Here is a 6,475-nt window from a genome sequence, read left to right as displayed (position 1 = left end):
GGGAGCGGGCCCGGCGCGGGCCCGACCGGGAACGGCACGGATAGGGTGGGTCGCGGGGCGGCCCCGATCGAAGGACTCCTGATGCGCGACGAGACCCCGCGGGACGACGCGGACCGCCAGTGGGTGCTGCTGGTCGACCCGGCCTGGCAGCCCGAGCCGGAGGACGAACCGGCCCCGGCGGAAGCCGTGGTGGGCGCCTGGGTGCTCGAGGCCGACGGCTCCGTCGGCCCGTTCCAGCCGAACCCGGACTACCTGCCCTCGCGCGAGGACTCGCCGACCGATCCGGTCGACGCCGCCGTGCAACTGGTGGTGCGCGGGGAGCAGTCGGAACGGGCCGCGATCGAGACGATGCGGGACGCGATGTTCGGCATCGCCCTCGACGGCCGGGGCGCCGCGATCGTGGCGCCGTCGCCGGACGGCGTGCCCTCGGTGCTGGTGGCGACGTCCCCGGTGCACGCCCGGCCGCTGGACGTGCCGAGCTGGCAGGAGATCAGCGCCGCCGACCTGGCCGCCTCGTTGCCCGCGGAGGGCGTGGACGTGCTGCTGAACCCGGGCGCCCCGGCGTCGATGCGGGTGGTCGCGGCCGCGCTCAAGGAGGTCGTCGCCGAACCCGCGCCGACCGCGCGGTCCCCGTTCGCCCGCCCGTGACGGGCCGCCCGGCCGCGCCGAGCCGACCGCCCGTGACGAGCCGACCGGCCCTGACGACCCGACCGTGACCACGAACCGAGAGGACCCCGCCGTGGCGGACACCGACAGCGCCGAGGCCGCGCGGGAGGACACCGGCGAGCACTGGGCGATGCTCGTCGACCCGAACTACGCCCCCGAGAACCCGGATGACCCGGTGCCGGAGGAGGCGATCGTCGGCGCCTGGTACGTCAGCGACGGCGGCGTCACCGAGCGGTTCGCCCCGAACCACGCCTACCGCCCGTCGAGCCCGGAGCTGCCGACCGACCCGCTGGACGCGCAGCTGCGCCTCGCCGCCCGCGGGGAGGGCACCGCGGACGACTTCGTCGCCTCGCTGCCCGGCGCGCTGATCTGCCTCGCGCTGGACGAGGACGGTTCGGCGATCGTCACCCGCGCCCCCGACGGCGTGCCGTCGGTGCTGGTGGTGACCTCGCTGGCGCAGTCGCACCGGCTCACCGTCGAGTCCTGGCAGGAGATGGACGTGGAGCGGCTCGCCGCGCTGCTGCCGGCGGAAGGCGTCGACGTGCTGTTCAACCCGGGCGGGGAGGCCTCGGTGCGGCTCGGCGCCGACGAGCTCCGCCGGGCGCTGGCCGCGGAACCGGAGGAACCGGGCACCGCCGGTTCGTGAGGGTTTGACCGCACCCCGGAAACCCCGGCCGGGTCGAGGGCCGGCGTCGGGCGCGGTCGTGGGACGATCGTCCGAGGGAGAGGGAGGTGCGCGGGGTGTCCACTGCCGATCGGATGCACGACCTGTTGCTGCACTTGGCGGGACGGGTGCCGGACGACTTCCTCGCATCGATGCGGGAAGTGCTGTCCACCGGAGTCGTCGGCCGGGTCGCCGGATCGGTGTGCGAACGGCTCGCGGAGGACAAGGTCTCGGTGACGATCGCCCAGGCCGGTCTGCTCAGCGAGCTCGTCGACGACGCCGCTTCCGCCGTGTTCACCGGCATCCCCATCGCCGACGAGACCCCGCCCGCGGTGTGGCTGTTCGACGCCGACGAGGCGCCGGAGCGGACCGCGGACGCGACCGCCGCGCTCAGCGCGGTGCTGTCCCGGAACCCGTCCGCCCGCGGCCTCTGGACCGCGTGGCGCCGTCCGTTCCGCGGCGAGGGCTCGCCGCTGCCGGTGCACGTGGTCACCACCGACGAGGACGGCGACCTGCCGCGGCTCAGCGGCGAACTGCACCGCGCGCTCGCCGACCACCCCGACGTGCCGCGGATCGAGGTCGTGGGCCCGCGGGACGTGCCCGCCTACCAGCGCGCCGCCCGCGGGCGCGGCACCCTGTCCTGGGCCGTGGACGAACCGGTGGAGCTCCGGATAGCGCGGGTCTTCGACCGCGTCGACCCCGACCGCGGCCCCGAGTTCGACCGCGACCACCCGGTGCTCGAAGCCGAGGACCGCGAAGAGGCGCTGGCCTACCTGCGCGCGGGGGAACTGCTGCTGAGCACCGGCGCCGCGATGGACGACGTGGTCGACCCGGACCGCGGGCAGGTCGTGCCGACCAGCTACCGCGGCGACGGCGTCTGGCTGTGGCCGGAGGCGGTCACCTACTACCTGGAGGAGCACGGGCTCGCCCCCGACGAGCGCTTCCTGGAGCACATCCGCCGCGCGGGCGGTCTGCCCGAGCCGCTGGACGCGGTGCGCACTCACCGCGCGCTGCGGCACCTCTTCGAATCCTGATCAACCCGCAGAACGCACCCCCGGCGGGGAGTGAGGAGACCGCGGCATGCCGGACACCGGCGAGTCCCGCTTCTACCTGCTGATGGACCCGGGCTGGGCGCCGTCGGCGGCGGAGACCGAACCTCCGGTCGAAGCGATCATGGGCCTGTGGCCGGCGGCCGAGGACGGCGGGCTCGGCAGGTTCCGGCCCAACCCGGGCTACGCGCCCACCGATCCCGACGCGCCCGCCGATCCGCTCGACGGGCTGTTCCGGATGCTCACCGCGCGCCGGGCCGAACCGGACCAGCTGCGGCTGCTGCTGCACGACAGCGAGCTGGAGGTGGCGCTGGGCCGCGGCGGCGGGCCGCTCGTGGTGCGCTCGCCCGACGACGTGCCCTGCCTGCTGGTGGCGACCTCGCCGCACTACCGGCTCGGCTCGGAGCAGATCGGCTCCTGGTGGCGGACCGGGGTGGACGGCCTCGCGGACCTGATCCCCGAGGGCACCGACGTGCTGTTCAACCCGGGCAGCCCGGGTTCGCTGCGCCTGGTGGCCGGATTCGTGCGCTCCGCCCGGGAACCGTCCGCCGAGCAGCGCGCCTCCGCGCGCGCCGGCCTGCCCACCGCCGCCGGGGAGCAGCTGCGCCTGCTGGCCTGGCCGATCGACCCCGCCGAGGAGTCCAGATGAGCGAGCCGACCCCGGAGCAGGACCTCACCGCCGGTGCGGCGGCGGTGCCGGACCGGGAGACCGCGCCGACCGACTGGATGATGCTCACCGACCCGGCGTGGGTGCCCGCGGAGGAGGACGCCGAACCGCCCCGGGAAGTGCTGCTCGGCGGCTGGCCGATGTGGATCGACGGCTCCTGGGGACGCTTCCAGGCGAACCCCGCCTACCAGCCGCTGACCCCGGAATCGCCGAGCGACCCGGTGGACGCGGTGCTGCGCATCATGGTCCGCGAGGACTACGGCGCGGATGCCCTGCTGTCGGTGCTGGTGGACACCGCGCTGGAGATCGCGCTCGACGAGGACGGCGTCGCCGTCCTCGACCGGTCCCCGGACGGCGTGCCCTCGGTGCTCGTGGTCACCGCCCCGGTCCACCGCGACCGGGTCGACGCCGCCGACTGGCGCGGCACGAACGCCGCCGAGATCGCCGGAGCGCTGCCGGAGAGCGGCGTCGACCTGCTGCTGAACCCGAACTCGCCCGCGTCGATGCGGCTGTCCGCCGACGCCCTCCGCGCGCACCTCGCGGCCGACGATGACGAGGCCGCCCGCGGACCGCTGCGAACCGAGATCGGATAGCGTGTGACCAGGGTGTCGCCCACCGCGATCACCCATGAAGGATGTCCCCAGGAACAGCGGCCCACCGGCTCCAGAGCCGCCGTGGCGACCGGGTCGGCGGTTATGACTGAATCGGATCGCCGCAGCGGGCCGCGGAACCGCCGGTCCACCCGGCGCGCGGTCATCGCGGACGCGCTCGCAGCGCACCGCGATCCGGATCGCCTCGGGTGCCGCCACGCCGCAGGAGCGGCCAGGAGCCGCTGCTCGGCGGGGACGCATCGGTCGCACGCACGGTGAGTACGGAGGAACCGGGAACGTGAGCCAGAACGTCATCATGGTCACCCAGGGCACCGGCCAGGGGCACCGGAGCATCGGAGACGCCGTCGACAGCGCGTCCGAGGGTGCGGTGATCGTGGTGGGTCCGGGGCGCTACACCGAGAACCTGGTGCTGACCAAGGCCATCACCATCACCGCCGAGGATGGTCCCGGGACCGTCCGGATCGTGGCGCACAAGGGGGTCGCGGTCGCGCTGGCCGCCGACTCCGCCGCGCTGTCCGGCGTCACCGTGGACGCCATCGACGGGGAGAACCCGGCCGTGCTCGCGACCGCCGGTCAGCTCACCCTCACCGAGTGCGAGGTCCGCGCCAGCGGCTGGGCCGCCATCTACGCGCGGGACACCGGCAGCGTGCTCATGCGCGAGTGCAAGGTGCGCAACCAGGTCGGCGCCGGAGTCGTGGTCACCTCCAAGCAGGGCGGTGTGCTGGACTCCTGCGAACTGCTGGAACTGGGCACTTCCGCGGTCGTCGTCGCCGACGGCGGTGGGCTGACGGTGCGCGCCTGCGCGGTGCGCGAAGCCGCGGGCAACGGGATCTGCCTCAACGGCCGGGGCCGGATCACCGTCGAGGACACCACCGTCGCGGGCACGTCGAAGCCCGCGATCGCCGTGGAGCAGCACGCGCAGCTCACCGCGACCCGGCTGAACGTGGTGGACAGCAAGGGGATCGGCTTCTACCTCGCCAGCTCCGAGTCCGTGCAGCTGGAGGAGTGCCGGGTGGAGCGCGCCGGCGCCGAGGGCATCTACGTCGCCGAATCCTGCTCGCCGATCATGCGCGGCTGCCGCGTCCAGGGCGCCCGCGGCCGCGGCCTGCACTTCGCGGGCCGGGCCTCCGGCGAGATCAGCCGCTGCGAGGTGTCCGATGTGGACGGAATCGGCATCGGCGTGACCGAGCGCAGCGTCCCCGAGTTCGACCAGACCGACGTCTCCGCCTGCACCGGCGGCGTCCGCGTCGACGACGGCTCCGACCCGTTCTTCCGCAGGCTCCGCGTCGTCGGCAGCGACGGCGCCGCGATCGCCGTGGACACCGGGGCGCGCGGCCGGCTGGAGAACATCGAGGTCGACCAGACCGGCGGCTCCGGCCTGGAGGTCACCGGCGAGGCGCGGCCCGCCATCAGCGGCCTCAGCATCCGCCGCGCGGGCGGCTCCGGCGTCGAGGTGAAGGGCGCCGCGCTGTCGCTGTCCAACTGCGACATCACCGAATCCGCCGGGTACGGCGTGCACGCCGGCCCGGGCGCGGACCTGTCGCTGACCAAGTGCCGGGTGCACGGCAGCGGCAAGGTCGGCTGCCACTTCGCCGACGGCGCCTCCGGATCCGTCACCGACTCCGAGTTCACCGGCAGCGCCTCCGACGGCGTCCACCTCGAAACCGAGGAGACCGTGGCGCTGTCCGGCTGCACCGTCCGCGACAACCGCGGCAGCGGCGTCCGGCAGCTCAAGCCCAGTGCGAAGATCACCGTCGAGAACCTGATCAGCGGCGGCAACGGTGCGCAGGACGCCTACGGCAGCTCCGCGGCGGCCACCACCGACCAGCAGTCCGCCGACCAGCAGGCTCAGCCCGCGCGGGACCGCGCGCCCAGCGGCTCCGACCCGCTCGGCGAGCTCAACCGGCTCGTCGGCCTCGACGGCGTGAAGCGGGAAGTGACCTCGCTGGTCAACCTGAACAAGATGGCGCAGCGCCGCGTCGACGCCGGGCTGTCCGCGCCGCCGATGGCCCGCCACCTCGTCTTCGCCGGCGCCCCCGGCACCGGCAAGACCACCGTCGCCCGGCTCTACGGCCAGGTCCTCGCCGAACTCGGCGTGCTGCGCTCCGGGCACCTCATCGAGGTGGCGCGGGCCGACCTCGTCGCGCAGATCATCGGCGGTACCGCGATCAAGACCACCGAGGCGTTCAACACCGCGCTCGGCGGCGTGCTGTTCATCGACGAGGCCTACACGCTCAGCTCCGGCCGGGGCGGCAGCGGACCCGACTTCGGCCGCGAAGCCATCGACACCCTGGTGAAGCTGATGGAGGACCACCGCGACGACGTCGTGGTGATCGCCGCCGGGTACTCCAACGAGATGCGCGAATTCCTCAGCGCCAACCCCGGCATGGAATCCCGGTTCAGCCGCACCATCGAGTTCGCGAACTACTCGCCGGAAGAGCTCGTCACCATCGTCGAATCGCAGTGCCGCAAGCACGACTACAAGCTCGAGGACGACGCCGTCACCGTGCTGCTGGAGTACTTCGAGGCCATCCCGAAGGACGGCACCTTCGGCAACGGCCGCACCGCGCGCCGGGTCTTCGAGGCGATGACCGACCGGCAGGCGTCCCGGCTCGCGGCCGACGTGTCGGCGATCGACGACGACCTGACGATCCTCAAGGCCGAGGACCTGGACACCTCGCTGGTCTGACGGGTTCGGCGGCGGGAGCCGGACGGCCTCCTGCCGCACCGTCGTCGCGGGGGGGGGGCCCCCGCCCCCCCCCCCCCGGCGGCCCCCCCCCCCCCCCCCCCCCGACAGGTCTGACGTCAGCCGGGACGG

6 protein-coding genes are annotated in these 6,475 nt (G+C 74.2%); all 6 read left to right on the top strand.

The annotated features are described in order from the left end of the window. Positions 1–81 precede the first annotated feature (81 nt). The 6 genes from LCD31_RS03445 (at position 82) to LCD31_RS03420 (ending at position 6,346) form a co-directional block, all read left to right on the top strand. A complete protein-coding gene (locus LCD31_RS03445) occupies positions 82–648 on the top strand; it encodes a type VII secretion system-associated protein (protein ID WP_224955964.1) in 567 nt (188 codons plus the stop codon). Between the two features lie 64 nt (positions 649–712). Continuing rightward, the gene (locus LCD31_RS03440) at positions 713–1,312 is read left to right on the top strand and encodes a type VII secretion system-associated protein (protein WP_224955963.1); all 600 of its coding nucleotides are present in this window, start codon (positions 713–715) and stop codon (positions 1,310–1,312) included. 95 nt (positions 1,313–1,407) lie between these two features. Continuing rightward, positions 1,408–2,364, top strand: coding sequence for a hypothetical protein (locus LCD31_RS03435; RefSeq protein ID WP_224955962.1), 957 nt, complete (start codon positions 1,408–1,410; stop codon positions 2,362–2,364). Positions 2,365–2,410: 46 nt separating this feature from the next. Beyond that, on the top strand, positions 2,411–3,028 hold the full coding sequence (locus LCD31_RS03430) for a type VII secretion system-associated protein (protein WP_224955961.1): 618 nt from the start codon (positions 2,411–2,413) through the stop codon (positions 3,026–3,028). After that, positions 3,025–3,639 carry a type VII secretion system-associated protein gene (locus tag LCD31_RS03425; RefSeq protein ID WP_224955960.1) on the top strand — a complete coding sequence of 205 codons (615 nt, stop codon included), beginning with the start codon at positions 3,025–3,027 and terminating at the stop codon, positions 3,637–3,639. Before LCD31_RS03430 ends, LCD31_RS03425 begins: the two co-directional genes overlap by 4 nt. A 295-nt stretch (positions 3,640–3,934) precedes the next feature. Further along, entirely contained in the window at positions 3,935–6,346 is a 2,412-nt protein-coding gene (locus LCD31_RS03420) for a right-handed parallel beta-helix repeat-containing protein (RefSeq protein ID WP_224955959.1), read from the top strand. Positions 6,347–6,475: the final 129 nt, after the last annotated feature.

Origin of the sequence: Saccharopolyspora sp. 6M (genome assembly GCF_020176775.1) — a bacterium.
Classification (GTDB): domain Bacteria; phylum Actinomycetota; class Actinomycetes; order Mycobacteriales; family Pseudonocardiaceae; genus Saccharopolyspora_C; species Saccharopolyspora_C gregorii.
Note: the sequence above shows the minus strand (reverse complement) of the source record. Positions and strands in the feature narration are given on the sequence as shown.

Coding starts and splice junctions, on each gene's coding strand:
- LCD31_RS03445 (WP_224955964.1), top strand. CDS start 82: ATGCGCGACGAGACCCCGCGGGACGACGCGGACCGCCAGTGGGTGCTG.
- LCD31_RS03430 (WP_224955961.1), top strand. CDS start 2,411: ATGCCGGACACCGGCGAGTCCCGCTTCTACCTGCTGATGGACCCGGGC.
- LCD31_RS03425 (WP_224955960.1), top strand. CDS start 3,025: ATGAGCGAGCCGACCCCGGAGCAGGACCTCACCGCCGGTGCGGCGGCG.